Origin of the sequence: Flavobacterium beibuense (genome assembly GCF_004151245.1) — a bacterium.
GTDB lineage: Bacteria > Bacteroidota > Bacteroidia > Flavobacteriales > Flavobacteriaceae > Flavobacterium > Flavobacterium beibuense_A.
On sequence record NZ_JUIW01000003.1, the window covers coordinates 21530 to 44852 of the forward strand.

Here is a 23323-nt window from a genome sequence, read left to right on the forward strand (position 1 = left end):
GAAATAAAAAAACCTGCAAATCAATAAATTTGCAGGTTTTATAGGCTTTTCAGAAGATTTTGGTTGGTTTTGCAAACTTTGCAAATTCTGTTTCCAACCGTCTCTGTGGAATCGCCGGGAATCGAACCTAAGTCCGGAAACCTGCATATTTATTGATGTTTTTAAATTTTCAAAATTGTATTGCACCCAATTTGCATCAAGTACTCACGTGTCAAATTAATTGATCGTTAGAGGGGAATACTAATACAAAGTTAATCATTTATACCCTTATAAAGATTATACTGATAGTTGAATTTACGATGCAGAAAGTAAAAACCTAATATTTATTAGGTTTTTCAGACTTTGACATACAAATTATGCGCATATCTGAACAAAATATAACAAACAAAAACAAAAGAGCCTTATATTTTCAAGTTAGTTATATTACTATGTAAGAAGTTGTAAGAACACATTAAGCCAATGGTTGGAGCAAATTTATAAAAAAAAATATGAGACCATTTGTCGGGATGTGAAAAACTAAAACATTGTAACTCTATTTTTTTTACCGACATCTACCGCTACTTTCTTTAGTCACAATATCTATCCAGCTATTCTGCTGCGCTATAATTATTAATGATCTTATTCCTAAATAATCTTTATGGCGGAAATGTACATTTTTATAGCCCGAAACTACTCCAATAATTTTTTTCCTTTCACATAATTTTGAAGATATCCATTACCTGGCATATAAAACTTTGCACAGTATGATTAGACTTATTCCAGGCAATCCAAGAGTAATTTTTTTCTGTTGGCGTTACAATAACTGTAATACACAATGACCATGAAAATAGTAGATCATAAACCTGCATTATTTAAAGAAGGAGAAAAAGCCAAGATAGCTGAAAAGTTTCCGATTGGACACTATCGTGTACCGATGTATGTAAGGGGAAAGACTGTTTTGATCGTAAAGAATCTTGGCAGGCATATAAATCCAGAACTAGAAGCTTTCGGAAAGAATGCCGGCGATGAAGAATGGTATTATCAGGTAACAATTCCTCAGAAGGAGCTTTGGCCTGATTATGAAGGCAAAGATGATGACTTGCTTGAAATAGAAGTATTTGAACCTTGGTTGGACCCGATAAACAACGCACTATGATGAACGAACACCACCACGGTCATGATCATACAGATGGTCATGAGCATGACCATACACCAATTGTAAATGAAGAAAAACCCGGTTATTATGAGATACTTGAAATAAGTATCCGGGAATTATTGATAGAAAAAGGAATTATCAAGGCTGATGAAGTAAGAAAACAGATTGAGGTTCTCGATTCCCGATCGCCGGTATTGGGGTCTAAACTTGTTGTAAAAGCCTGGCTTGATCCGGATTTCAGGGTTCGGCTTATTCACAACGGGAACGCGGCAGCGGAGGAAATGGGAATAAGTATATATGATAATACTGAATTTACCATATTGGAGGATACTCCGGAGGTCCATCATGTCATCGTTTGTACACTTTGCTCCTGTTATCCCAGACCGATATTAGGACTTCCACCGGATTGGTACAAGAGCAAGGAGTATCGCGCACGTACTGTAAAGGAACCCCGTGCCGTATTGGCTGAATTCGGAACTGTGATCAGCGATGATGTGCAGATTGTTGTGCAGGACTCAACTGCCAGCCAACGCTACATGGTACTGCCATTGAGGCCACAGGGAACAGAAAATTTTACAGAGGCTGAACTCGAAAGTCTTGTAACCAGGGATACTATGATAGGGGTAACAATTCCCCGGATATAACAACAAAACTCATGCGATATGTCAAGTGAAAGATTAGTGAAAAAACTGCCTAACGACATAGGTGGAACCGGATGCAGTACCGACAAGGTTCATATTTTTGAAAGAGAACTCTATCCTTGGGAAAAACGTTGCCACGCATTGTTGGACGTCTTGGATTATCACAAGATTATTAACACCGAAGAAAAACGAAGGGGGACAGAAAATATAGGTAGTGAGATGGCTAGCCAGTTGTCGTACTATGAAAAATGGATCGTTTCCGCTTCCAACCTCTTGCTTCAAAAGGGCATTCTGACTCCCGATGCGATAGCGGTGAAAACCAAAGAAGTCGCAGCAAGGTTCAATGTAACACTTTAAGCTATGGAATTATCAGGGATAGTATTGATGTTTATGCTCGGATTGCGGCATGGGTTTGACCCTGATCATATTGCCATTATCGATGGAATAAGTGTTCGACTGTCCTATTCCAGTCCGAGGGCAGCCCGATGGGCAGGAACCCTATTTGCTATTGGACATGGCTCTGTAGTCACGTTTATAGCTGTTATTATAAGTGGCTTCAGCCAACAGTGGAACCTTTCAGCTGATTTGTGGCATTTTTTGGATTGGATACCGGGCATCCTACTTATTTTAGTTGGTTTGATGAATCTTAAGATGCTTCTCAGACGAACTGCTTACACGCCTCAGGGTCTAAAAGTCTTTTTTATGCCAAAGACACTCAGAAACAGTAGCAGCCCTTTAGCAATTATTTTAACTGGTGTTTTATTTGCAACAGTATTTGATACAAATACGCAGGTTGCCGCATGGGCTTACACGGCATCAAGTAATTTCAGTATTCTTGGAGCATTGGTATTGGGCTTGTCTTTTTCTGCAGGACTGATCCTGACAGCTACAATGGATAGTAGGATTATGTATTTTTTGTTGAGGCGATCGATGGACAGTTCAGCGGTTTCGGATTATCGAAGAAAACTGGGTTGGTTGATAGTCATACTTTCTCTGGTGATGGGGTGTTATAAGGTCACCACACTGCTTTATCCGGCGCTTTCTCTTGATGACACCGTCCTTACTGCGTTTGGAATAGGTTTTTTTATACTCATGGCTATATTTTACGGTTACCTGTATCTTACAAAATCATTACAATTCAATCAGGAGGAACATGGCCATTAAAGACTTAACGCATATCCATATGCATCTGTTCCTGTGTAATGGCGGGAGCTGTAAGGCTAAAGGTGCGGAGGAAAGCACTCTGCGTATTCGTTCCCTGTTATCAGAGAAAGGAATCTCGGACAGGGTTCACACTACCATAACCCTTTGTAATGGCAGGTGTAACGACGGACCGGTAGTAATTAGCCAGCCTGATGGTATATGGTTTAAAGAAATTACTGCCGATGCCTGTATGGCTTTTGTAAACAGCTATATTATGAATGGTGAAACTCCGGAATCCATAAGGTTATATAAATATGGGGATGCAGTCGTAAATACAGCTGAGATAAAAGTAGGGAAGGCTCAGGTGAAAAAAACTAAATAACTGATTATAAATAATCTAGTTATTAATTCTCAGGATATGTTTAACTTTATAGTAATCAGGTTATTTCGGTTATCCTGATCTAAATTTGACCTACTTCAATCCCGATGATCACTAAATCTCCAAAACCATGAATAACGATATTTTCCAAATCAAAAAGCTTTTAAATACCAAAAATGGTACGTTCACCTATTATTCTCTTCCCGAGATGCAGAAGCTGGGGTATGATATTGACGCGATGCCTTTTTCCATCAGGATACTGTTGGAGAATGCTTTACGTAACTATGATGATTTTTCCATAACCCGAGAGAATATAGACACATTACTCAACTGGAAACCGGCGCCGTCTGATAAAGATATACCTTTTAAACCTGCGCGTGTTTTGATGCAGGATTTCACGGGTGTCCCTGCAGTTGTTGATATTGCTTCTTTACGCGCGGAGATAGCCAGAAAAGGTAAGAATCCTGATGAAATCAATCCATTGATTCCGGTAGACCTGGTCATTGACCATTCAGTGCAGGTCGATTATTTCGGGACCGAATATTCTTATGCGCGCAACATTGATGAAGAATATAAACGCAACAATGAACGCTACCAGTTTTTAAAATGGGCGCAGCAATCTTTCAGTAATTTCAGTGTTGTACCACCTGGCATGGGTATTTGCCATCAGGTTAATCTTGAATATTTGTCAAAAGGTGTTATAGAACGTAATGGAGAGATTTTTCCCGATACTTTAGTAGGAACAGACAGCCATACTCCTATGGTAAACGGTATTGGAGTAATAGCTTGGGGAGTTGGAGGTATTGAAGCTGAAGCTGCAATTCTGGGGCAGCCAATTTATTTTATAATGCCTGAGGTAATCGGCTTAAAGCTTACAGGCAAAATACCTGTAGGCTCAACGGCAACCGATATGGTGTTAACCATCGCAGAACTTTTACGTAAATATGGCGTAGTTGGCAAATTTGTGGAGGTCTTCGGTTCTGGACTGGATAACCTTTCCGTACCAGACAGGGCCACTATAGGGAATATGTCACCTGAGTTTGGCTGTACTGTGACCTATTTTCCTATTGACGAGAAGACATTGGAATACATGCGCCTTACCAATCGCTCCGAAGACCAGATAAAGCTCGTCGAAGACTATTGCAAATCTAATTTGTTGTGGCGCACAGGAAAGGAAGTTATCACTTATACCGACATAATTGAACTTGACCTTTCTACAATTGAACCGACCGTTTCAGGGCCTAAAAGGCCGCAGGACAAAATACTGCTTAAAAACTTTAAAGAAACATTTATAGACGTACTTCATAAAAGCTTTGGACGTAAATATATAAAACCACAGGAACAGCTAACACGTTGGTTTGCAGAGGGCGGAAGTGCGGTGCCTATTACCGCAGAAACACAAATGCCTCCGGAGACAAAAATCGAGGAGAAGATAGAGGATGGTATGAAATTAGTGTCAGTGACTGTAGGGCAGGAACAGTTTATGCTCTCAGACGGTGCTGTGGTTATTGCTGCTATTACTTCCTGCACCAATACGTCTAACCCTTATGTAATGATAGGAGCGGGACTGGTTGCCAGAAAAGCCAGGGAACGAGGGCTAAACGTTAGGCCGTGGGTAAAAACATCCCTTGCACCAGGCTCTAAAGTGGTTACTGATTACCTTCTAAAAGCTGATCTGCTGGATGATTTCGAATCAATGAAATTTCATATTGTAGGCTATGGCTGCACATCCTGCATTGGAAATTCAGGCCCGCTTCCCGCCCATATCGCAAAGGCAATAGATGACCATGAACTTGTGGCGGCATCTGTATTATCGGGTAACCGTAATTTTGAGGCGAGGATACATCCGCAGGTAAAAATGAATTTTTTGATGTCACCTATGCTTGTTGTCGCTTACGCCATTGCCGGAAAGGTGGACATCGACCTGATCAGCGAACCTATAAGCTATGATCCGAACCTTCAGCCGGTGTACCTTAAAGACATATGGCCTTCCGATGATGAAATCCATGAGGTACTGCGTTCTGTGCTTTCACCGGAGCAATTTGCCAACAATTACGGAACCATTTTTGAAGGTAATGAAATTTGGCAAAACCTTAAAGTGCCCGATGAAAAAATATATGTTTGGGACGAGACTTCGACCTATATCAAGGAAGCGCCTTTCTTCAAAGACCTGCCGGATAATCCCCAGCCGCTTAAGGATATCAAGAACGCCAATGTCCTGTTGGTTTTAGGGGACAGTATTACAACCGATCATATATCGCCTGCAGGATCGTTCAGGGATACATCAGATGCAGGAAAATACCTGGTGGGCAGGGGAGTTGGAAAAAATGATTTTAATTCTTACGGTTCGCGTCGCGGGCATGATGAGGTGATGGTAAGGGGTACTTTTGCCAACGTAAGGATTAAAAACAAACTTGCCCAAAAAGAAGGTGGCTACACCAGGTACATGCCTTCGGGTGAAGAAATGAGTATCTACGATGCCGCAATGCGTTACAAAGCTACCGAAAGGCCATTGATTATTCTCGCAGGTAAAGAGTATGGCAGTGGATCATCGAGGGACTGGGCAGCAAAAGGTACCTTTTTGTTGGGAGTGAAAGCAGTGCTTGCAGAAAGCTATGAAAGGATACACCGCAGCAACCTGGTTGGTATGGGTGTTTTGCCCTTACAGTTTAAGCCCGGCGAGAGTGCTGAAAGCCTTGGGCTGACAGGAGAGGAGCAGTTTAGCATATCGGGTATTGCCAATGATATCAGACCGCTTAAGGAATTGGATATCACGGCTATTAAAACTGATGGTGCTGCGATACATTTTAAAGTCACAGCAAGGCTGGACTCTAAAATTGAGATAGAATATTACAGGAATGAAGGCATTTTACAATATGTCCTAAGGCAGTTCTTAGAAAAGGCTTAACGGTAATTGGCGATTATTATGCCGGGATAATGAAATTCCGTGTCATGGAGATACTTTGAAAATTGCTGAATCCCCCGATTACAATCACATCGAGGGATTCAGCAATTTTAGCCATTAATTTCTCTTCGCACTACCGGTGCTACCTTATCAGCAACGAGTTCGATTGCTCTGGCCAGCTGGGGGAAAGGAAGCCCGTTCATATCCAGCTGGAGAATGTACCTGTCGTGATGGAAGAGTTCGTACTGGTGCATTATCTTATCAATCATTTCCTGCGGGCTACCTATCGTAAGGGCTGTCCCGGGCCCTGTCATTGCCTCAAAATCATTACGTGAAATACTATACACCTGATTTCTCAGTTTTTTGACAAGGTATTGCATAGTATAGGAGAATGTAGGATAAATCTCTTCACGGGCCTGAATGGGAGTTTCTGCCACATAACTGTGGCTTGAAATAGCAATTTTAAGTTCCTCTACATTATGTCCTGCATTCCGGGCCGCTTCCCTGTAGATATCCACCAGGTGAGTGAAACGCTCCGGAGGCCCTCCCAGTATTGCCAAATTTAGGTGCGCCCCTTCAGCACCTGCGCGGGCTGCACTGGCAGGTGTTCCGCCCACACCGACCCAAATAGGCAGTTGAGCCAGTGGGCGGGGTGCTATTTCCGCCTCAATCAGGGGAGACCTGAACTTTCCCGTCCAATTGACGACCTCATTTTTATTGAGAATCTTTAATAGCTTCAGGTTTTCGTTAAAGAGCTCGTCATAGTCCAGCAAGTCATAGCCGAATAAAGGGAATGATTCAGTTGAAGATCCCCTGCCTACCAGTATTTCGGCCCGGCCGTCCGATATCAGGTCAAGGGTCGCGAATTCTTCATAAAGGCGTACAGGGTCGTGCGTACTGAGGACTGCTACAGCCGTACTTAACTTAATGTTTTTAGTAGCCTGGGCAATCGCCGACAATAGCACGATAGGAGCCGATAAGACAAAATCACTGGTATGGTGCTCTCCTATCCCTATCACGTCAAATCCTGCATCATCAGCAAGTTTTGCAGCCTCTATGATTTCTTTTATACGCTGGTGCTGGCTGGTTTTCTTTCCGGTTATAGGGTCAGGAATAATGTTTCCGAAAGTATAGAACCCAAATTCAAATTTTTTCTTCATCCTTATCGTGATTTGATGGATAGTCTCTGCATTTGGGCAGGTATAGCCCTGGTAACTGTTTTAAAATTTGAACTTTGCTACAGCTTGCAATGCATTAGTTAGTGCCATTTCCTTTAAATCGGGCATTGCGGTCCCCTCAGCTCTAAAGGCGGTAACATCATTCAAACCGATAAAGCCAAGGACAGTCCTTAGGTAAGGTTCTGTAAAATCGAATTCCTTTGCCGGTCCTTCAGAATAAACGCCACCTGAGGAAATTGCCAGATACACCTTTTTGTTCAGCAGCAATCCTTCCGGATAACCCTTTTCATAGGTGAAAGTAATGCCCTGCCTTACGATATGATCGATCCAAGCCTTAAGGGTAGAAGGGATACCGAAATTATACATTGGCGCATCAATAACAATTATATCAGCTTCAAGAAGCTCACCGACAGCCTTTTCAGAATATGATGCAGCCTCATAGAGCTCAGGAGTTCTTTGGTCAACAGGGGTAAAGAAAGAAGTCAGGTGGATTTGCTCGATATGCGGGAATCGCTCATCACTTAAGTTGCGCGTTGTCACAATCGCGTCAGGATGTGCGTTCTGGATTTCATCAACAATTGCATTGCCAAGGGCTAAGCTCTGGGAATCACTTTTTTTTGCGCTTGTTATGATATGTAAAATATTCATTTCTAGGTATATTTTTTGTTTTACTTGACAAAGTTACGTACATTTACTAACCAAAAGTTAGCGCTAACCTAGCAGTAAGCACTAACCCACAGGTTAGTAAAATAGAATACAATACAATGGAACAGTTATCAGAAGAAATTGCAGATGATTTATGTACTCCCGCTAACTCAAGAGCGATAAGGGATGCTTTGGACGTACTTAGTGGCGGTTGGAAATTGCCTATTTTGGTTAGTTTATCCCACGGTCCAAAACGTTTCAAAGAAATAGCAAGGGATGTGGAGGGGATTAGCGATAAGATGTTATCCAAGGAGCTAAAGAGCCTTGAGCTAAACTTGCTGGTAGTAAAAAATACTATCGATGAATTCTCGTCTATAGCTGAATACGCTGCCACCGAGCATGCCTATACCTTACATGAGGTGATGGTATCGCTAAGTGCCTGGGGCAAACTACACAGGAAAAAGATTACCGGAAAGTAATTGTCATCCCTAGTAAATCCCGATAAGCCCTCATACGATCTAACTGGCCACGGGCAGGGTCCGTTCACTGGTGTTTTTCCGGTAAAAATCAGTCAAAAAGTTGTACTTTTCCGATAAGTGCTTAATTTTTAAGTGTTTAATTTTTGAGCCTTTAAAATTAAAATATATCTTTGATTAAGATATTGAACGTTTACACCATGTAGTTGTTACCCTTATATAACGATTACATTATTAATCAGCTCGGAGCAAGTGTACCGCGGAACCTCCACAATACATATTGTAAGTGATAGCGAACAACTGTTGCAGCCGATTAAATCATAAAATGCTATAAATTGTTTTTTCGCCAAAACGGTTTAAGGCAGCTAAAATTCCCGAAAACCTCGCTAATGCCCGATACTATCGAGCCGTTTTTGAGTTGCGCCCACAACTTATAAACATGTTGTACAGGCAAGCATTAACGAGTACCCTTTTAAACATAAAAATCAGCTGAAGGCATAGTTATTTGCGGCATTTATGTCCATGTACTTTCCTTTTCTGTCCATTCTACGGTATGGGACTGGAGCATAGCTTTGTAGTGTCTTAATCTATAAACTATAGTTATGCCGATACAGAAAATGAAAAAAGGTTACAGGAAGGCCAGGTATATTGTCTACAGGGAGACCCTTATTGATAAAAGAGAGCATTTTTGGGCATTTTTGGGAGCATTTGCAGGTATGGGGATTATATCCTGGCTGCAGTACCTGGTGTTTCCTGAGGAAGATTATATCTTCCTGATAGGGTCCTTCGGCGCTTCATGTGTACTTGTTTACGGAATTATACAGAGCCCTTTGGCGCAACCCAGGAATCTTATAGGGGGACACCTTGTCGCTGCCACTATTGGGGTAACGGTGCAGAAGCTTCTGCCTGTAGAGATTTGGATTGCTGCCCCGCTATCGGTCGCATTGTCAATTATCGCCATGCAGATGACCAAGACCCTGCATCCTCCTGGCGGCGCTACCGCACTTATTGCAGTTACAGGATCCCAACAGTTGAAAGAACTGGGATACTGGTATGTGATCTCACCGGTGTTAAGCGGAACTCTTATATTATTAGGCACCGCTTATCTTTTTAACAATATCCCCCATAACAGGCAGTATCCGGCACACGATAAACCAAAATTTTACAAGAATATCCGCAAGAGGGTTAAAGACAAAACTAACATAAAATAAAGGACATGGCAACAACAATAAGTGTAAGGAATCTACCGATAGGCTTTCAATCCATTATCAGTAACGGAAGCCATGGTATCCTTGGGGATGAGCCCCTGGAGACCAACGGAACTGGACTTGGGTTTTCCCCAAGGGAGCTGCTGCTTGGTGCAATAGGAATGTGTAAGGCGGCAACCGTACGCTTTATCGCTAACAAACGTGGTTGGCCTATCGGGGATGTCGAGGTGGAATTAACAATGGATGCCGTGCGCACTGATGACGGAGGTTTCACGACCCATGTTAAAACAGGCATACATATTCAGGGAGAGCTGACACAAAAGCAAAAAGAAGATCTCTTTCGGCATGCCGATAAATGTTTTGTAGTTCGCCTTATAGAAGGTGACTGGGAGTTTGATCCACCTCACGAAACAAAAAAGGAAGAGCTCCCCGCGTTGTGAGACCTTTAGAAAATTAATCTATTAATTAATCAATTAAATATTTATAAGTTATGAAAACAAGTACAATACATCATTTTGCAAAGGCCGGCTTTATTCTGATGGCTTTGGTGGTAGGATCCTGTAATAACAACAAAGGTACTGAAGCCGTTTCGGACATGTCAAATGAAGTCGCGGAGGAAGCGGCTATCACACCGGTAGACTTTGCTACTGACCCGCATCTGGATAAAGATGTAAGAGCATTTTTAGGGAAACTTAATAATGGAGGTACACCTTTGGAAAAGATGGAACCTATAGCTGCAAAGCAGGTACTGGTGGATGCCCAGGCATCGGTCAAAGTCGATTTGTCGGGTATTGAAGTCTCAGAAAAGACCATAACCCAGGACGGCCTGACGGTCCAGCTCAACATCGTGCGCCCTAAAGGCGTGACAGGGAAACTACCTGTGTTTATTTTTATTCACGGTGGAGGCTGGATATTAGGCGACTTCCCCACACATGAGCGTATGGTAAGGGACCTTGTCGTCCTTACGGGTTATGCCTCGGTTTTCGTTAACTATACCAGAACACCGGAGGCGCAGTTTCCCGTAGCCATAAATGAGATTTACGCGGCCACTAAATGGGTATCAGAGCATGGCGATGAAATCAATGTAGACGGTAAAAACCTGGCAGTGGTCGGAAACAGCGTTGGTGGTAATATGACCGCCGTAACCGCCCTGATGGCCAAAGAAAAAAATGGCCCTAAAATTAAAGGATTGGTAATGATGTGGCCTATCGTCGATGCAAACTTTGAAACGGAGTCCTATCAGCGTTTCGGTAAGGACCGCTTTTTGAGTACGCCGTTGATGAAATGGATGTATGATTTTTATATACCGGATCCTTCGAAAAGGAATGACATTCATGCTTCGCCGCTCCAGGCTACTACCGAGCAGCTCAGCGGATTGCCGCCTACACTTATCATAGTGGCCGAAAATGACGTGCTAAGGGATGAGGGTGAGGCTTTCGGACGAAAGCTCAACGAGGCAGGAGTGCAGGTGACTACAACCCGTTATAATGGGATGATCCATGATTTCGGATTATTGAACGCCCTTGCCACGCTCCCGGCTACTAAAGCCGCTTTTGAGCAATCTGCCGGACAGCTTAAACAGTTCCTGGGAAAAGAATAACGGTACGGGAAAGGAACCTTCGGGATGAAAATAAAGATGGCCTTTTGGGCCATCTTTTTTATCGTATCGAAATATTTATAGTTCCTGAATCTGCCTGATCATCTGATTGGTGAATCCCCATTCATTGTCGTACCACGCCATAACTTTTACAAGGTCGCCATCCACCACGCGGGTCATTTCAAGGTCCACGGTAGCGGCGAATGTGCTTTTTATGATGTCCGAAGATACAAGTGGCTCATCGGTCACATCTACAACTCTGCGATAACGTTCAGAGGATGCTTCTTCGGTCAGTATAGCGTTGATTTCCTCTACTGTAGTGGAACGTTCGGTAACGAAAGTAATATCGGATATAGAACCAACCGGTACGGGAACCCGTACGGCGATACCATCGAATTTGCCTGTGTACTGCGGCAGTGCTTTTGTTACCGCAATTGCCGCGCCTGTTGCCGCGGGTGCGGAATTCACGGCAGCGGCCCGTCCCATTCGAGGCTCTTTCTTAGAGGGGGCGTCTACTAATGTCTGTGATGCGGTGTAGGCGTGCGTAGTGTTTAGAATGGCCTTTTTGATCCCTATCCTGCGCCCCAGGATTTCAATAATGGGACCAATATTGTTAGTGGTGCAGCTGGCACAGGAAAATACCGAAACTTTACCTTCTTCTGTATTTACACCGTGGACTATGGTCGGGGTGTCTTTTGTCGGGCCGGAGATTACTACAAATTTGGCACCAGCCTGAAGATGTTTTTGGGCGTCAGCCATATTGGTGAACAGCCCGGTGCTTTCGATAGCGACATCTACCTCAAGGTCCTTCCAGGGTAAGGAGGCAGGATCCTTTTCAGAGGAGTAAAGAATGGATTTGCCATCTACCAGCAGTGTATTGTCTTTAAACTCTACTTTCCTCTCAAAGCGTCCATACACGCTGTCGTACTTTAAAAGGAAAGCCACATTTTCAATGTTCATAAGGTCGTTGATACCTACCACCTCCAGATCGGGAGTGTCTAAGATGATTTTCAGGGCGGCGCGTCCGATACGGCCAAAACCATTTATACCTATTCTTTTTTTCATGTTTCTTATATTTAAAAATTTAAATAAAGCAAAAAAGTAAATCAATTGTAGCTTTGGGTATTTTTGCATGCCAAATCTTATTTCGGATCGCACATGAGGGCATACCCAATATAGTAAAGCGGAATCCATTATTCCGGTACTTCTTTCAAGGAGATTAGCGGATCTTATGAAGTATAAGCAGGCAGGCTATGCCTGAACCGACATAGGACAAATATAGCATAATATTTTGTAAATTAATCGAATGGCGGCGGATTAGTACTGTAAAAGCACTGAGGCCGTCCCGGTATAAATTAGAGATAATGAAAAGATTACTTTCCCCTTCCTCAGAAACTTTGCTTGCCGTAAAGCTCGGTGAATCCGAAGGCATTACCGTGCCGGTCCAGTTCAATGAATATTCGGTTTTTATAGTGCAGCAGGGAGAGGGTGTCTTTTATTCTGATTTCAACGTGCTTCCCTTTACAGGACCGGTCATACTATTTACAACGCCTTTGCAGATGATCAGGATGGAACCGCTATCGGAGATTTCCTATTCATTGCTGCAGTTCCATGGTGATTTTTACTGCATTGAATATCACAGGGAAGAAGTGGCGTGTAATGGCCTGCTTTTTAATAATATCTATATTGAGCCCTCCATTATACTGACGCCAACTGACGCTTTGGTTTTCGCCGGGCTGATGGAACAGATAGTACAGGAGCTGACTGTGCCCAACCCCTCGCAAATCGTGCTCAAGTCGATCGTACAGCTCTTCCTTGCAAAATGCAGCCAGATAAAGCTAAATTCACAGGCCGCCGAGGCGCCGACAATCGTAAAAGATGGTCAGATGGAGGAGTTCAAAAGACTGCTTGAAGAAAATTTCCTCACCCTGCATAAACCTTCAGACTATGCTGGTTTACTTGCTATGACTACAAACAACCTAACCAAGCGCTCGACCAAATATTTCAGGAAGACCCCTTCTCAGCTGATTACCGAAAGGCTCATACTGGAGGCTAAAAAGCAATTGCACCTTACCCGCAAAAGCATTAAGGAGATTGCCTACAGCCTGCATTTTGAAGATGAGTTTTATTTCAGCAGGGTATTTAAAAAACATACCTTGGTTTCTCCCCAGGCCTTTCGCGATAAGACAGGTATATCCATCGTGGCTGATTTGTACAGGTAATATCACTTTTTATCCATGTTTCTGCCTTAGCGGGCGGTGTAACTTTGCTTTAAACAAATTACATCATGAAACATTCAATTATCAAGGCAGTCGCCGGACTTGAAGATACAGCCAAATCTACTGTGCGTTACGCTATAGTTATAGTACTGCTGTGGATCGGTGGACTGAAGTTTTTCAATTATGAGGCCGACGGGATTACCCCGTTTGTTGCCAATAGCCCCTTTATGTCATTTTTTTATAACGCTCCCCAGGAATATGCCCAGCATATCAATAAGGAAGGCGAATATGTGGCAGAAAACAGACAATGGCATCGCAACAACAACACCTATGGCTTTTCGGCAGGGCTGGGCGTCTTTCTCATCGGTGCCGGCATTTTGATAGCACTACACAGGAAAGCCCCTCTTTTGAGTATGGCCGGAAGCATGCTGGTCTTCCTCATGACTCTGGGAACGCTATCATTCCTACTGACTACGCCCGAGAGCTGGGTCAGCAACCTGGGGGATTCGGATTATGGCTTCCCCTTTCTTTCTGCACGGGGCAGGCTGGTAGTAAAAGATCTGGTAATACTGGGTGGAACCCTAATTACCATGAGCCAGTCCGCCCAATACTATCTTAAACAGAATAAATCAGTTATTAATTAAATATTTAGAATCATGAAAACTATAAGTGTACCTGCCAAAGAGCAGGTGAGTGAACAGTCACAGGCGATATTCGATGCTATCCAGAAAAAGATAGGCAAAGTACCTAACCTGTATGCAACCATCGGTTATTCAGCAAGCGCGCTGAAGGGACTTTTGGATTTCGAGCAGGCATTTGCCGGGACCGCATTCAGCCCGGTAGAAAAAGAGGCCATTAACCTGGTGGTTTCCCAGGTCAATGAATGTGATTATTGTCTTGCCGCCCATACGATGCTGGCGGGAATGAAGGGCGTGGCCCAGGAAGAGATACTACACTTTAGGCAGGGCAGGGCCGAGGATGGCAAGCTCGCATCGGTATTGCAGCTGGCACAGTCCATCGCGGCCAATAAAGGGAATGCACCTGAGAATCTGAAAGAGGACTTTTTCTCTCATGGATATGATGAGGCTGCCCTTATTGAGCTGATTGGCCTGATAACCGCGAGGACGTTTACCAATTATGCGTATTCGGTAACCCGCATACCTGTTGATTTTCCTGCCGCACCCAAGCTATAATCATACCCTGGTAATGCAACACAAACCACTGCAAGACTTCCACTGTTTTTAATGGAGGTAGATTTTCACCCAATGCTCAAAGGCCGTTTGCCTGCCTGCAAAAAATAGCAAAAAAGTACTTTTTTATGCTGTAAAACTACAGCAGCCCTGGGCCCGGTTTGACCTAATTTTGAAATAGTTAAAATCATTCAGCTTAGCGGAGCTGGCTTGTGAAGATTTTTAGTCTAATCCATAATCTAAAACTAACTATTATGACACAGATAAAAAAAGCGCCGAATTTTCTCGAAGACGGACATCTGGTACCCGGGGTAAGAGCTTTTCTGAAAAGTATCAATACGGGGGGACCAGGGGTTGAGACCCTTTCCATTGAACAGGCAAGGAAAGTACTGGTTGACCTGCAGAATGCAACACCGGTCAATCTCTCTGGTATTGAAGAATCGGAAAAAACTATCACTACTGAAGGGCATCACATAAAACTGACGATCGTAAGGCCTGAAGGTGTAAAAGCTACCCTGCCAGCCTTTATGTTTATCCACGGGGGCGGATGGGTGCTTGGTGATTACCCGACCCACAGGCGCCTTGTCAGGGATATTGTTGTAGCCTCGGGATTTGCGGCAGTTTTTGTCAATTATACACCTTCACCAGAGGCACCTTATCCACAGGCTACCGAAGAGATCTATGCGGCGACAAAATGGGTTGCCGCCAACGGACATGAAATTAATGTTGACGGCAAAACGCTGGCGATAGTCGGCAACAGTGTCGGGGGCAATATGACGGCCGTTACTTGTCTGAAATCCATGGCCAATTCCGGTCCCGTCATTAAACTGGCGGTGATGATGTGGCCCATTGTGGATGCCAATTTTGAACATGAGTCCTATCAGCTATTTGGTGAAGACCGTTTTCTGACTACCCCTCTGATGAAGTGGATGTATGATACTTATACCAAAGATCCCAAGGAGCGTAAGGAAATATATGCATCCCCGCTTGAGGCTACTGTCGAGCAGCTTAAGGGGTTCCCGCCGGCCCTTATACAGGTGGCGGAAAATGATGTACTGCGTGATGGCGGGGAAGCCTTCGGAAGAAAACTGGCAGAGGCAGGGGGAGAGATCTGTACGGTACGCTATAATGGTGTAATCCACGATTGGGGACTGCTCAACGGCCTTGCCGGCATCACGGAGACCAAAGCGCTGATTGCGCAGATATCGATTGCCTTAAAGAATCATTTGAAATAACCGGTAAACTTTAATATTATGAGCAATTTTGACATGAACCGCAGGAAGTTTATAGAATCCACCGGCATTCTTGCCGCCGGGCTTTTGGTTGCGCCACGACTGATGTTTGATGAGAAAACGCATGTACCCATCCAGGAAAGCCCCGTTACGATAATAAAAAATGCAGCAGCCACAGCTAAGATCAATGTAACCAAACTCAGGGGAAATTTGTCCATGCTGGAGGGATCAGGAGGCAATATCCTGGTGTCCTATGGCCCCGATGGTAAATTGATGGTGGATGGGGGAATAGGGGTTTCCAAACCCAATGTTTCTGCTGCACTGAACGGTATTGGGAAGAATCCTCTGAAATACCTTGTCAATACGCATTGGCATTTTGACCATGTTGATGGAAATGAATGGCTGCATGAGGCTGGTGCTGTGATAGTGGCGCACGAGAATACGCTTAAGAACATGTCAAAGACCACACGTGTCGATGACTGGGATTATACATTTCCTCCCGCACCGGCCGGTGCCCTTCCGGAGAAGACATTTAAGAAAAAAGAAAAACTCTCTTTCAATGGCGAAGAGATAAAGATGAGCTACTATCAGCCAGCTCATACCGACAGCGATATTTCGGTATACTTCCCTAAAGCAGACGTGTTGCATGTCGCCGATATATGGTGGAACGGGCATTATCCCTTCATTGACCATAATACCGGAGGCAACATTAAAGGCATGATTGATGCGGCGAACATCAGTCTGCAGAACAGCTCTAAGGACACTATCATTATTCCAGGTCACGGACCGGTAGGAAACAGGAAGCAACTCACAGAATACAGGGACATGCTATCGGACATTTATGATAGGGTTCGTACCCTTAAAATGCAGGGCAAGTCAGTTAATGAGGTCGTGGCTGCAAAGCCGACAGCGAAATATGATGCAGTATATGGCACCTTTATCATCGGTCCGGATTTCTTTACCCGTCTGGTGTACAGGAGCGCGTAAATGCAAAATAAATGAAACAATGAGGTAGTATCCGCCTAATGGCGCTACCGATTCCGTAATGTTTTGGTTAATTGGACTGAGGTGCTGTGGGATCGTAGCTTACGCTCCCGCTGCACTGATGTTTACCTCTTAGTTGTGCTGAAGCGCAGAAGGCTGTTTTATGGATTCTATGATTCTCTTTTTGTGCGCCTTTCCCCATTTTATCATCTGGTAAATAAGGTCACCATACTCTTTTGAGTATTCGGTAAAATGATATTCGTAAACTGAAGAATCATTACCAAATTTCCTAATGATGAGTTGGTTTTCTTCCAGTTCTTTCAAATTTCTGGATAACATTCTGTTTGTAATGCCCGGGATGCTTTGTTCAATATCTTTAAAACGCGTATTCCCATTACAAATAGAGTAGAGGATGGGTAATTTCCATTTGCCACCTATAACATAGATGGTGTCCATCAATGCCCTGGAGGCCTCTAATTGCTGATCTTTGATGCATCGTGCCATAGTGTAGTTTAGTATCATCGATTATACTGGTTACAAAGTTATACTAAAATGACAATAAATTTGCACAGTTAATTAATATTTAAAAAGTAATCAAAAATGAATAAGATAAAAGTAGGAATCGTAGGGGCAAACCCTGAAAGGGGCTGGGCTTCTATGGCACATATACCTGCGCTTAGCGCATTACCGGGATATGAAATTACAGCCTTATCGAGCAGAAACAGCGGCAACGCGCAGCTCCTAAAGGAAACTTACCCTGTAAGACACGTGTACGGTTCCACTCTTGAACTCTCAGAGAGTAATGATGTAGACATGGTTCTGGTTGCTGTAAGGGTTCCCATGCACTATAATATAGTCCGCGAGGTAATAGCTGCCGGCAAAACCGTTTTCAGCGAGTGGCCTCTTGGCAAAAATTTAAGGGAGACCGAAGAGCTTGCAGCACTGGCCAGGCAAAATAATGTAAAAGGCTATATTGGGCTTCAGTCAAGATCGGTGCCGGCCATCCGCTTTATAAAGGATTATATAAGTCAGGGACATATTGGAGACGTATTATCGACAAGTATGATCGGTTCGGGAATCATTTACGGGGAATATACACCCCTTGCCAATGATTATACGGTAGATCCCGAGAGCGGTGCAGGAATGATCAACGTGACCTTTGGCAATGCCGTCGACGCCATGTGCTTTGTCCTTGGAGAGTTCTCTGAGCTAAATGCTACCACAGCCACGCGAAGGAAAACTACCACCATAGTGGAGAACGGCCAAAAGATTCCGATGAAGATCGCCGACCAGGTAGCCGTAAGCGGCATACTGGAGAGCGGTGCGGTAGCAACCGTTCACTTCAGGGGCGGAATGTTATCCGGTACCAATTTCTTTTGGGAGATCAACGGCACAAAAGGAGACATACAGATTAGTGCTGACGGGGGCAGCCTCGCAGTATTCGAACCTGTTATAAAGATGAGTACTGGAGAGAACGGAGCAATGGAAGTCGTTGAGGTTCCTAAGGCCTACAATCTTGTGGCTGATCAGGAGCTTGACTACATACCTGCAAGTGTAGGACAGAATTACACACTGATACAGTCCGGTGATGCCCCAACATTTGATGACGCTGTTGTGCGCCACAGGATGATCAGTGCCATAGAGAAGTCTGCAATGACAGGCAGACGAGAATCTTACATATAATTATGAGAGCGATGATCTTAAAGGAGCAGGGAGGAATAGAAAATTTCTCCCTTTCCAATATACCCATGCCGGCTGCAGGGCCTGACGATGTCCTGGTAAAAGTTAAGGCAATCAGCATTAACCCTGCGGACGCTATTGTCCGCGAGAATCCCAGTGTCAAGTGGATATTCAACGGTGAGGAGCCGATGATCTTGGGCTGGGACCTTTCCGGGGAAGTGGTGCAGACCGGTGTCAACGTGAAAGAATTTGTGGTTGGCGATGAAGTTTTCGGGGTGGTCAGGCATCCCGGGCATGGCAAGGCCTACGCAGAATACGTTGCGGCTCCCGCTTCGCATCTTGCCCTTAAGCCCAAAAATATCACGCACATTGAGGCAGCGGTAAGTACTCTTGCGGTGCTCACCGCTTTACAGCCGATGCGAAAAGTCGGGATCCATAAGGGAAGTCGTGTGTTTATAAGCGCAGCAGGAGGAGGCGTGGGGCATTTCGCTATACAGATAGCCAAATTTTATGGTGCGCATGTCATTGCCCTTGCATCCGAATCCAAAAGGAAATTCGTGATGAGCCGTGGCGCGGACGAATTCATCGACTACCAGACCCAAAAATTTGAGGAGGTGGTCGAGCCGGTCGACCTGGCCATCGATGCTGTACGTACTGAGGGCCATGTTTTACGGACCCTGAATATTGTAAAGCCAGGAGGCACCCTGATAAGCCTATGGTCCGGCGTGACCGGTGAGGAAAGCAAAAAGGCTGAAGCTTTGGGTGTGAGGGCCTTCTACAATGCCATCCAGTCCTCGGGAGAAGATATGAAGTTCGTAGCAAAACTCCTTGAGGACGGGTTTATATTCCCTCACATATCGAGGATCTATGAATTCGAACAGATACCCGAGGCCCACAAAGAAATTGAGAGCGGACAGACCCGAGGCAAAATAGCCGTTGAGGTATGCTGATTATAACCGCTATTACAAGAAAAAGAATATGGAATTGATAAGAACAGGATTTGGATTTTCATCAAGCTCTGAGGAGGTACTCCAAGGAATAGATCTCACAGGAAAGAGCATAATAGTTACCGGAAGCTCTTCAGGCATCGGTATAGAAACCGTAAGGGTACTTGCCATGGCAGGTGCTCAGGTTACCATGGCAGTAAGGAATGTGGAGACCGGAAATACCGTGGCCAATGAGATTATGGGTACCACGGGCAGCCGCAATATCAAGGTAGCCGCATTGGACCTTGCCAGTTTTGACTCGATAAACGCCTTTGTATCGCAATGGAGTGGAAAGCTTGACATCCTCATTAACAATGCGGGAGTTATGGCACTTCCGGAAGTGGAGCGTACCGAGCAAGGCATCGAGATGCAATTTATGACCAACTACCTTGGGCATTTTGCCCTAGCGCAGGGCCTGCATCCGTATCTCAAAGCGGCAGGCAACGCAAGAGTAGTGGTCGTAAGCTCAAGCGGGCACCTCTTGTCCCCGGTAATATTTGATGACTTGAATTACAACTTTAGGGTATACAATCCGTGGGATGCATATGGCCAGTCCAAGAGCGCCTGCATCCTTTTTGCAGTTGCTGCCTCGCAGCGGTGGATCAAGGATGGGATTACTGTCAACGCCCTGAATCCGGGCGCCATACAGACTAACTTACAGAAACATGTCGGAGGTAAGCTTCGCTCGGCTCCCGAGCTGCACAAGACACCTGCCCAGGGTGCTGCCACCTCCTTACTTCTGGCGGCTTCCCCCTTACTGGAGGGACACGGCGGACACTACTTTGAGAACTGTAATGAGGCGCCAACCGTTACCGTAAGGCCCGCCAATTATGAGGGTGTGGCCGCTTATGCCAAAGACCGGAACAATGCCGACAGGCTTTGGGAGCTTTCTCACGAATTGACAGCACAATATATTAAATAAACAAAACAACAATGAGCATTATAAACGGTCATACCGATACCCTGGCAAAGATCCAGTCCGTAATGTCTGCCTATTGCAGGCTGCTGGACCTTCAGCAATGGGACAAGTGGAGAACCCTGATGGCGGACCACGCTACTTTTGAGTTTGAGAATACAGAAGGTGAGCGCATCGCATTTTTTGAAAATCCTTCAGAATTTATCAGGGTCTGTATAGAACATCTTAAAGATACCGTTACGGTACACCATCTCCACAACCAGGAAATAATGGAGATCAACTCCGATACGGCAGAGATGATCTGGGCTATGGAGGATCGCCTGTATTTCGCAAAGAATGATACAAGGGACGCATCCTACTTCCATGGCTATGGGCATTACCACATCTCTTTTGTACGAGAGGGAGAGCATTGGCTGATCGCAAAACTTGGGCTTACCAGGGTACGAATGGAGCAGGAATAATCAAGCAAAATACACGACCTTTATAGTACTAATTTAAAACAAAACTTATGGATACTGTAAAAGATACAATGAAGGCACTGGTTCTGGAAGAATTCAATAATGAGTTCGTAATGAAAGAAGTAGCGCTTCCACTGCCCCTTGACGGGCAGGTACTGGTTGCCATAAAAGCAAGCGGTATAAACCCTTTAGACCTGAAGATCAAATCAGGTAATGCAGCACATGCAAGGACAACACTGCCGGCGATTCTTGGGATCGACATGGCAGGGGTGGTTACCGCAGTCGGCAAAAATGTAACGGGTTATAAAGTGGGCGATGAGGTCTATGGAATGACAGGTGGTATCGCAGGGGTACAGGGCTCCCTGGCCCAGTTCGCAGCTGTGGACGCAGACCTGTTGGCGCATAAACCCGCCAACATCGGCTTTAAGGAAGCCGCTTCGCTTCCCCTTGCCATAATCACTGCCTGGGAAGGCCTTGTAGACAGGGCAAATGTGGACAGCAGTAAAACTGTGCTTGTGCACGGAGGGGCTGGAGGCGTAGGTCATATAGCGGTACAGATTGCTAAATCTTTCGGAGCTACAGTCTATGCCACCGGTGAGCCGGCAAGCAGGAAAGCTATAGAGAGTTATGGAGCCACGCCTATAGATTATACCACTGAAAGTGTGCAGGATTATGTTGAGAAATATACTGCTGGAGAAGGGTTTGATATTATCTTTGATACTGTTGGGGGGCAAAATCTTGATAATTCCTTTACAGCAGTAAAACACTACACCGGCCATGTGGTGAGCATACTGGGCTGGGGAACACACAGCCTGGCGCCACTATCCTTCAGGGGAGCGACCTATTCCGGTGTGTTTACCCTTTTGCCCCTGATAACGGGAAAAGGCAGGAAACACCATGGAGAGATCCTTACCAGGGCCGCTGCGCTCATTGAGTCCGGCCAGCTAAGGGGAACTACCCACCCGGGCTCGTTCTCACTCAAGGATGTGGAGCAGACATGGAAGGAGATGAGCAATGGCAATATAAAAGGCAAGGTTGTCATCGAGATCGAATAAGGTGCTCCGTGCATCTACAAAAAAAAAGCAGGCGAGGGCCTGCTTTTTGCTTTATTTCCTTTTTCGGTATAGAGGAAAAATACCTTTTTATACCCCAAAACTACCTCGCTATTTCAAACGCGGCGGCTTAATTTTACATTACAAGCAAGAAACCGGAGTGGACTGCACCCACAGCCATTCAGGGATTGATTTAATAACTCTTAAACAATTTAGTTATGCCTTTTGTAAACATTAAGCTAGTAGATGGTGTTTTTACACCCGATCAGAAACATGAGCTCGCAGCAGCCATTACTGATGTTATGGTAAAATTTGAAGGCTCAGAAGCTTTCAGGGAGGTAGTGTGGGTACTTATCGAGGAACTGCATACTGACGGCTGGCACATAGGAGGCCGACCATTTGAGGGTCCTAAGTCGCTGATGCAAACCCTTTCCAACTCGAAAGACATCTATGAGATGATCGATGGGAAACCTACCTCAAGGGCAGAATTTGCCAAAGCAATGCCCTTAAAGAAATAGCCGGTTAGTACCGCAATACAAACGCCCCCATATTTTTTTTTATACTAACCCTTCCCGGTGGCAGCCGGCCGGTCACACTAATAACAACAGAGCAGAAGGCGGCAGGATTTTCCTGGTTTTGGACACTCTTGATCATTCTGACAGCTATTCTTTCTGCCTATTCACTTTTTGCTTCTGTTTTTTCGGCCGGATGCTTCCCGGGTATTTTTAGTTTTCTTTCAAAGAACTACCAAGAATCTGATAAAGTAAATCCTATGCAACGTATCTTTCCTATAGCATTATTTCTACTACTTCTGATGTTCAAAGTGGTTGCCCAGGAGCATCCCGATATGAAGCTGAAGCAACTCGGCATAGAGCTTCCCGCTGTAGCCAACAGCAACATTTACCTTAATCTTGTAAGACAGGGCAACCTTATTTATCTTTCAGGAAAAGGGCCTTTGTTGCCCGATGGGACGTACATAACCGGTAAGGCGGGGGGTGACCTTAGCCCGGAGCGGGCCAGGGAAGCTGCACGGTATTGTGCCATTTGGCAGCTTAAGATCCTGCAAAAGGAGCTTGGAAGCCTGGAAAAGATCCGCCGTATCGTAAAGGTTAGCGGCTATGTGAATTCAGGTCCTGACTTTTACGGACAGTCAAAGGTAATCGATGGATGCTCAGAACTGCTTATCGAGATTTTAGGGGAATCCGGCAGGCATGCCCGAACAGCAGTAGGCGTTGCCTCCCTGCCCCTTAACTGGGCAGTGGAAGTTGAACTGATCGTCGAGCTGGAGCCTTAGTACTA

27 protein-coding genes are annotated in these 23323 nt (G+C 44.8%); 22 read left to right on the top strand and 5 right to left on the bottom strand.

Going from position 1 to position 23323, the window contains the following annotated elements; translation table 11 throughout:
* Positions 1-820: 820 nt before the first annotated feature.
* The 6 genes from NU09_RS04070 to acnA all read left to right on the top strand — a co-directional run bounded on the left by NU09_RS04070 (position 821) and on the right by acnA (position 6206).
* Complete coding sequence (locus tag NU09_RS04070) at positions 821-1135, top strand: SH3-like domain-containing protein (RefSeq protein ID WP_129749992.1); 315 nt, start codon at positions 821-823, stop codon at positions 1133-1135.
* Positions 1105-1779, top strand: coding sequence for a nitrile hydratase subunit alpha (locus tag NU09_RS04075; RefSeq protein ID WP_207209751.1), 675 nt, complete (start codon positions 1105-1107; stop codon positions 1777-1779). Before NU09_RS04070 ends, NU09_RS04075 begins: the two co-directional genes overlap by 31 nt.
* An 18-nt stretch (positions 1780-1797) precedes the next feature.
* The gene (locus NU09_RS04080; RefSeq protein WP_129749993.1) at positions 1798-2133 is read left to right on the top strand and encodes an SH3-like domain-containing protein; all 336 of its coding nucleotides are present in this window, start codon (positions 1798-1800) and stop codon (positions 2131-2133) included.
* 3 nt (positions 2134-2136) lie between these two features.
* The gene (locus NU09_RS04085; protein WP_129749994.1) at positions 2137-2940 is read left to right on the top strand and encodes a nickel permease; all 804 of its coding nucleotides are present in this window, start codon (positions 2137-2139) and stop codon (positions 2938-2940) included.
* Complete coding sequence (locus tag NU09_RS04090) at positions 2930-3301, top strand: (2Fe-2S) ferredoxin domain-containing protein (RefSeq protein ID WP_129749995.1); 372 nt, start codon at positions 2930-2932, stop codon at positions 3299-3301. Before NU09_RS04085 ends, NU09_RS04090 begins: the two co-directional genes overlap by 11 nt.
* Positions 3302-3428: 127 nt before the next feature.
* Positions 3429-6206, top strand: a complete 2778-nt coding sequence (gene acnA, locus NU09_RS04095) for an aconitate hydratase AcnA (protein WP_129749996.1) — start codon at positions 3429-3431, stop codon at positions 6204-6206.
* Between the two features lie 107 nt (positions 6207-6313).
* Here the strand turns inward: acnA and NU09_RS04100 are convergent, their stop codons facing one another.
* Both NU09_RS04100 and NU09_RS04105 read right to left on the bottom strand, forming a co-directional pair.
* A complete protein-coding gene (locus NU09_RS04100; RefSeq protein WP_129749997.1) occupies positions 6314-7363 on the bottom strand; it encodes an LLM class flavin-dependent oxidoreductase in 1050 nt (349 codons plus the stop codon).
* Between the two features lie 60 nt (positions 7364-7423).
* Positions 7424-8029, bottom strand: coding sequence for an FMN-dependent NADH-azoreductase (locus NU09_RS04105; protein WP_129749998.1), 606 nt, complete (start codon positions 8027-8029; stop codon positions 7424-7426).
* 116 nt (positions 8030-8145) lie between these two features.
* Between NU09_RS04105 and NU09_RS04110 the strand changes: the two genes are divergently transcribed.
* The 4 genes from NU09_RS04110 to NU09_RS04125 all read left to right on the top strand — a co-directional run bounded on the left by NU09_RS04110 (position 8146) and on the right by NU09_RS04125 (position 11310).
* Positions 8146-8505 carry a winged helix-turn-helix transcriptional regulator gene (locus tag NU09_RS04110; protein WP_129749999.1) on the top strand — a complete coding sequence of 120 codons (360 nt, stop codon included), beginning with the start codon at positions 8146-8148 and terminating at the stop codon, positions 8503-8505.
* 599 nt (positions 8506-9104) lie between these two features.
* The gene (locus NU09_RS04115) at positions 9105-9713 is read left to right on the top strand and encodes an HPP family protein (protein ID WP_129750000.1); all 609 of its coding nucleotides are present in this window, start codon (positions 9105-9107) and stop codon (positions 9711-9713) included.
* A gap of 5 nt (positions 9714-9718) precedes the next feature.
* Entirely contained in the window at positions 9719-10150 is a 432-nt protein-coding gene (locus NU09_RS17230; protein WP_129750001.1) for an OsmC family protein, read from the top strand.
* A gap of 50 nt (positions 10151-10200) precedes the next feature.
* A complete protein-coding gene (locus NU09_RS04125) occupies positions 10201-11310 on the top strand; it encodes an alpha/beta hydrolase (RefSeq protein WP_207209752.1) in 1110 nt (369 codons plus the stop codon).
* 75 nt (positions 11311-11385) lie between these two features.
* Here NU09_RS04125 and NU09_RS04130 read toward each other — a convergent pair whose 3' ends face one another.
* Positions 11386-12441, bottom strand: a complete 1056-nt coding sequence (locus NU09_RS04130; RefSeq protein WP_242501819.1) for a type I glyceraldehyde-3-phosphate dehydrogenase — start codon at positions 12439-12441, stop codon at positions 11386-11388.
* Between the two features lie 230 nt (positions 12442-12671).
* Here NU09_RS04130 and NU09_RS04135 point away from each other — a divergent pair, with 230 nt between their 5' ends.
* The 5 genes from NU09_RS04135 (at position 12672) to NU09_RS04155 (ending at position 16935) form a co-directional block, all read left to right on the top strand.
* Positions 12672-13529 carry a helix-turn-helix domain-containing protein gene (locus tag NU09_RS04135; RefSeq protein ID WP_129750002.1) on the top strand — a complete coding sequence of 286 codons (858 nt, stop codon included), beginning with the start codon at positions 12672-12674 and terminating at the stop codon, positions 13527-13529.
* Between the two features lie 65 nt (positions 13530-13594).
* A complete protein-coding gene (locus NU09_RS04140) occupies positions 13595-14170 on the top strand; it encodes a DUF417 family protein (RefSeq protein WP_129750003.1) in 576 nt (191 codons plus the stop codon).
* A gap of 12 nt (positions 14171-14182) precedes the next feature.
* Positions 14183-14719: a carboxymuconolactone decarboxylase family protein gene (locus NU09_RS04145; RefSeq protein ID WP_129750004.1), complete on the top strand. Its 537-nt coding sequence runs from the start codon at positions 14183-14185 to the stop codon at positions 14717-14719.
* Positions 14720-14970: 251 nt separating this feature from the next.
* On the top strand, positions 14971-15951 hold the full coding sequence (locus NU09_RS04150) for an alpha/beta hydrolase (RefSeq protein WP_207209753.1): 981 nt from the start codon (positions 14971-14973) through the stop codon (positions 15949-15951).
* An 18-nt stretch (positions 15952-15969) separates the two neighbouring features.
* Entirely contained in the window at positions 15970-16935 is a 966-nt protein-coding gene (locus tag NU09_RS04155) for an MBL fold metallo-hydrolase (protein ID WP_129750005.1), read from the top strand.
* A gap of 129 nt (positions 16936-17064) precedes the next feature.
* On the opposite strand, the gene NU09_RS04160 is transcribed toward NU09_RS04155, so the two are convergent.
* Positions 17065-17436 carry a winged helix-turn-helix transcriptional regulator gene (locus tag NU09_RS04160; RefSeq protein ID WP_129750006.1) on the bottom strand — a complete coding sequence of 124 codons (372 nt, stop codon included), beginning with the start codon at positions 17434-17436 and terminating at the stop codon, positions 17065-17067.
* A gap of 96 nt (positions 17437-17532) precedes the next feature.
* Here NU09_RS04160 and NU09_RS04165 point away from each other — a divergent pair, with 96 nt between their 5' ends.
* Positions 17533-18615: a Gfo/Idh/MocA family protein gene (locus NU09_RS04165; protein WP_129750007.1), complete on the top strand. Its 1083-nt coding sequence runs from the start codon at positions 17533-17535 to the stop codon at positions 18613-18615.
* A 2-nt stretch (positions 18616-18617) separates the two neighbouring features.
* Complete coding sequence (locus tag NU09_RS04170; protein ID WP_129750008.1) at positions 18618-19562, top strand: NADP-dependent oxidoreductase; 945 nt, start codon at positions 18618-18620, stop codon at positions 19560-19562.
* Between the two features lie 12 nt (positions 19563-19574).
* On the opposite strand, the gene NU09_RS17175 is transcribed toward NU09_RS04170, so the two are convergent.
* The gene (locus NU09_RS17175; protein WP_242501832.1) at positions 19575-19730 is read right to left on the bottom strand and encodes a hypothetical protein; all 156 of its coding nucleotides are present in this window, start codon (positions 19728-19730) and stop codon (positions 19575-19577) included.
* Between NU09_RS17175 and NU09_RS04175 the strand changes: the two genes are divergently transcribed.
* From NU09_RS04175 to NU09_RS04195, 5 genes are all read left to right on the top strand, one after another.
* Positions 19705-20520, top strand: coding sequence for an SDR family NAD(P)-dependent oxidoreductase (locus NU09_RS04175; RefSeq protein WP_242501829.1), 816 nt, complete (start codon positions 19705-19707; stop codon positions 20518-20520). The genes NU09_RS17175 and NU09_RS04175 overlap by 26 nt on opposite strands.
* A gap of 11 nt (positions 20521-20531) precedes the next feature.
* Positions 20532-20975 carry a nuclear transport factor 2 family protein gene (locus tag NU09_RS04180; RefSeq protein ID WP_129750010.1) on the top strand — a complete coding sequence of 148 codons (444 nt, stop codon included), beginning with the start codon at positions 20532-20534 and terminating at the stop codon, positions 20973-20975.
* 47 nt (positions 20976-21022) lie between these two features.
* Positions 21023-22027, top strand: coding sequence for a zinc-dependent alcohol dehydrogenase family protein (locus NU09_RS04185; protein ID WP_129750011.1), 1005 nt, complete (start codon positions 21023-21025; stop codon positions 22025-22027).
* Between the two features lie 215 nt (positions 22028-22242).
* Entirely contained in the window at positions 22243-22542 is a 300-nt protein-coding gene (locus NU09_RS04190; RefSeq protein WP_129750012.1) for a tautomerase family protein, read from the top strand.
* Between the two features lie 128 nt (positions 22543-22670).
* Positions 22671-23318: a RidA family protein gene (locus tag NU09_RS04195; protein ID WP_242501820.1), complete on the top strand. Its 648-nt coding sequence runs from the start codon at positions 22671-22673 to the stop codon at positions 23316-23318.
* Positions 23319-23323: the final 5 nt, after the last annotated feature.

Bases quoted from the DNA above. Each gene is read 5' to 3' on its own strand.
- NU09_RS04070 (WP_129749992.1), top strand. From the start codon at position 821: ATGAAAATAGTAGATCATAAACCTGCATTATTTAAAGAAGGAGAAAAA.
- NU09_RS04080 (WP_129749993.1), top strand. From the start codon at position 1,798: ATGTCAAGTGAAAGATTAGTGAAAAAACTGCCTAACGACATAGGTGGA.
- NU09_RS04085 (WP_129749994.1), top strand. From the start codon at position 2,137: ATGGAATTATCAGGGATAGTATTGATGTTTATGCTCGGATTGCGGCAT.
- NU09_RS04090 (WP_129749995.1), top strand. From the start codon at position 2,930: ATGGCCATTAAAGACTTAACGCATATCCATATGCATCTGTTCCTGTGT.
- acnA (WP_129749996.1), top strand. From the start codon at position 3,429: ATGAATAACGATATTTTCCAAATCAAAAAGCTTTTAAATACCAAAAAT.
- NU09_RS04100 (WP_129749997.1), bottom strand. From the start codon at position 7,363: ATGAAGAAAAAATTTGAATTTGGGTTCTATACTTTCGGAAACATTATT.
- NU09_RS04105 (WP_129749998.1), bottom strand. From the start codon at position 8,029: ATGAATATTTTACATATCATAACAAGCGCAAAAAAAAGTGATTCCCAG.
- NU09_RS04110 (WP_129749999.1), top strand. From the start codon at position 8,146: ATGGAACAGTTATCAGAAGAAATTGCAGATGATTTATGTACTCCCGCT.
- NU09_RS04115 (WP_129750000.1), top strand. From the start codon at position 9,105: ATGCCGATACAGAAAATGAAAAAAGGTTACAGGAAGGCCAGGTATATT.
- NU09_RS17230 (WP_129750001.1), top strand. From the start codon at position 9,719: ATGGCAACAACAATAAGTGTAAGGAATCTACCGATAGGCTTTCAATCC.
- NU09_RS04125 (WP_207209752.1), top strand. From the start codon at position 10,201: ATGAAAACAAGTACAATACATCATTTTGCAAAGGCCGGCTTTATTCTG.
- NU09_RS04130 (WP_242501819.1), bottom strand. From the start codon at position 12,441: ATGCAAAAATACCCAAAGCTACAATTGATTTACTTTTTTGCTTTATTT.
- NU09_RS04135 (WP_129750002.1), top strand. From the start codon at position 12,672: ATGAAAAGATTACTTTCCCCTTCCTCAGAAACTTTGCTTGCCGTAAAG.
- NU09_RS04140 (WP_129750003.1), top strand. From the start codon at position 13,595: ATGAAACATTCAATTATCAAGGCAGTCGCCGGACTTGAAGATACAGCC.
- NU09_RS04145 (WP_129750004.1), top strand. From the start codon at position 14,183: ATGAAAACTATAAGTGTACCTGCCAAAGAGCAGGTGAGTGAACAGTCA.
- NU09_RS04150 (WP_207209753.1), top strand. From the start codon at position 14,971: ATGACACAGATAAAAAAAGCGCCGAATTTTCTCGAAGACGGACATCTG.
- NU09_RS04155 (WP_129750005.1), top strand. From the start codon at position 15,970: ATGAGCAATTTTGACATGAACCGCAGGAAGTTTATAGAATCCACCGGC.
- NU09_RS04160 (WP_129750006.1), bottom strand. From the start codon at position 17,436: ATGGCACGATGCATCAAAGATCAGCAATTAGAGGCCTCCAGGGCATTG.
- NU09_RS04165 (WP_129750007.1), top strand. From the start codon at position 17,533: ATGAATAAGATAAAAGTAGGAATCGTAGGGGCAAACCCTGAAAGGGGC.
- NU09_RS04170 (WP_129750008.1), top strand. From the start codon at position 18,618: ATGAGAGCGATGATCTTAAAGGAGCAGGGAGGAATAGAAAATTTCTCC.
- NU09_RS17175 (WP_242501832.1), bottom strand. From the start codon at position 19,730: ATGGCAAGTACCCTTACGGTTTCTATACCGATGCCTGAAGAGCTTCCG.
- NU09_RS04180 (WP_129750010.1), top strand. From the start codon at position 20,532: ATGAGCATTATAAACGGTCATACCGATACCCTGGCAAAGATCCAGTCC.
- NU09_RS04185 (WP_129750011.1), top strand. From the start codon at position 21,023: ATGGATACTGTAAAAGATACAATGAAGGCACTGGTTCTGGAAGAATTC.
- NU09_RS04190 (WP_129750012.1), top strand. From the start codon at position 22,243: ATGCCTTTTGTAAACATTAAGCTAGTAGATGGTGTTTTTACACCCGAT.